This window comes from Streptomyces sp. ADMS, from assembly GCF_033441795.1.
Classification (GTDB): domain Bacteria; phylum Actinomycetota; class Actinomycetes; order Streptomycetales; family Streptomycetaceae; genus Streptomyces.
This window is the reverse complement of the sequence record NZ_JAVFVX010000295.1, coordinates 1-1,708: the sequence shown is the minus strand read 5'-3', so window position 1 is coordinate 1,708 and position 1,708 is coordinate 1. Positions and strand designations below refer to the sequence as shown.

Here is a 1,708-nt window from a genome sequence, read left to right as displayed (position 1 = left end):
CTCGCTGGGCTCATAACCCAGAGGTCGCAGGTTCAAATCCTGTCCCCGCTACTGAAGGCCCGGGGCCGGAAACCATGAGAACTGGTTTCCGGCCCCGAGTCGTTCCCTGATGCTCCTTAGCCCGGTCGGTCCACCCGGCTCGCCCGCCCTGCCCGCTCCCGGAAACCTGGACGGGACGGACGGGACAGGGCGGGGCGGGTGATCCGGCGGGAGACGAGACGAGTGGCACGGTCGGGAGAGCCGGCGGAGACGGTGATCTCCCGGGTACGCACCCTCGTCGTCGTTCTGCCCGCGCTGCTGATCGTCGCCGGGATCGTCTACGACTACGCCACCCCGCGCCACTTCACAGCGGTCCCCTTCTTCACGGCCGCCCCGCTCATCGCCGCCCCGCTCTCCTCGCTGCGCACCACGGCGGTCACCGGCACGGCCGCCCTCCTCGCCGAGTACGTCGTCCACGTCCGCTACGGGTTCGCCGCGGACGAGGACACGATCACCGAGACGGTCACCGTGGCCACGGTCGCCGTCCTGGCCGTCGTCATCAACCAGGTCGTCCGCCGGGGCGACCGGCGCCTCGCCTCGGCCCGCGAGATCGCCGAGGCCGCGCAACGCGCCGTACTGCCCGAACCGGACGCGCGCATCGGCGGTTTCGAGGTCGCCGCCTGCTACGAGGCCGCACAGGAGGGCGCCTTCATCGGCGGCGACCTGTACGCCGTGCAGGACACCCCGTACGGCGTGCGGGTCGTCCTCGGGGACGTGCGGGGCAAGGGGATGGGGGCCGTGGCGGCCGTCGCCGTCGTCATCGGGGCGTTCCGGGAGGCCGCCGAGCAGGAAGCGACCCTGGAGGCGGTCGCCCAGCGGCTGGAACGGGCTCTCGCCCGCGAGGGCACCCGGCGCGACGGCCTCGAAGCCGCCGAGGGTTTCACCACCGCCGTCCTCGCCGAACTCCCGCACGGCGGCGGGATCGTACGCATCGTCAACCGCGGCCACCCCCCGCCCCTGCTCCTCGCCGCCGACGGCGGTCTGCGCATCCTCACCCCGCCCGAACCGGCCCTGCCGCTCGGCATGGGCGACCTCGGCACCTGGCCCGACCACGTGCAGGAGACCCCCTTCCCCGCCGGCGCGACGCTGCTCCTGCACACCGACGGACTGTCCGAGGCCCGCGACGAGCACGGCGTCTTCTTCGACCCGGCCGCCCGGCTCACCGGCCGAGTCTTCCGCGCTCCGGTCACCCTGCTCGCCACCCTCGCGGACGAGGCGCGTCGGCACACGCGCGGCGGGACCACGGACGACATGGCGCTGCTCGCCGTACGACGGCCGTCGGCATCGACTCTCACCGAAAGTGAGTGAGTGATCTCGTTCCGCGCAACATCTGACACACAGTCAAAACTCAGGAGTTACCTGGGGAGCGTCAACTCGCCCGATTTTCACCAGTGGTGACCCGGAAAGTCCTCGGGAAAAGCCTTAACGATCAACTGGAACAGCTTGGAATCCGGTGGCCGCGTCTATTAACGTTCGATAACGCAGCGCGGTTGTCCCAGTCGTCACAAGAGACGACTCCGTGCGCACGCGCCGAATCCCGCGAGGGAACCGGGGAACCACCAACTTGGGGTGAATCGCTCGTCCGCCTCCGTGGCAACACGGCAGGTATACGCGCGTAGGAGACCTTCCTGCTCCGAACCCGTCAGCTAACCCGGTAGGCGAGAAGGAA

Annotated in this window: 1 protein-coding gene and 1 riboswitch; the gene reads left to right on the top strand. The window is 70.2% G+C overall.

Translation table 11 applies throughout. The features are described 5' to 3' along the window. Nucleotides 1-222: 222 nt before the first annotated feature. Nucleotides 223-1,347 carry a PP2C family protein-serine/threonine phosphatase gene (locus tag RB628_RS40485; protein WP_318325645.1) on the top strand — a complete coding sequence of 375 codons (1,125 nt, stop codon included), beginning with the start codon at nt 223-225 and terminating at the stop codon, nt 1,345-1,347. Between the two features lie 210 nt (nt 1,348-1,557). After that, nucleotides 1,558-1,708, top strand: a riboswitch (cyclic di-AMP (ydaO/yuaA leader). This riboswitch is flagged as partial in the annotation.